The organism is Bradyrhizobium sp. CFUWI (assembly GCF_056429085.1).
In genome coordinates this window covers 1-447 of record NZ_JBWJZE010000200.1, presented here as the reverse complement: position 1 = coordinate 447, position 447 = coordinate 1, and the positions used below count along the sequence as shown (strand labels likewise).

At 71.1% G+C, this 447-nt stretch carries 1 protein-coding gene; it reads right to left on the bottom strand.

Annotation, left to right across the window (positions count from 1 at the left end):
- The coding region (locus AC066S_RS39410; protein WP_478271999.1) for an EAL domain-containing protein at positions 1-447 on the bottom strand (447 nt) is incomplete at both ends.

Sequence of the window (447 nt, the reverse complement as noted above, 5' to 3'; positions counted from 1 at the left end):
GCCCTGGCCCTCGTCGCACCCCATGCGCAGCAGGGTGTTCCACGCCGCGTCGTCCTCGATGCCCTCGGCCATCACGCGCAGGCCGAGCTGCTGGCCCAGGTTCACGATCATCTCGGCGATCCGCGCGCCCTGCGCACCCGTGGGGCGCCGCACGAAGCTGCGGTCGATCTTGATGCGGTCGAGCGGCAACTGCTCGAGGTAGCTGAGCGACGAGTAGCCGGTGCCGAAATCGTCGATGGCGATGCTGACGCCGTCCGCGCGCAGGGCAGCGAGCGTCTGCTGCAGCAACTGCGTGGGCACCACCGCCACCGATTCGGTGATCTCCAGTTCCAGGTGCCGGCCCTGCAGGCCGCTCGCGGCGAGCGCCGCGCGCACCGCGTCGAGGAACGCGGGATCCTGCAGCTGCACGACCGAGACATTGACGGCGATGCGCGCCGGGGCCTGGCC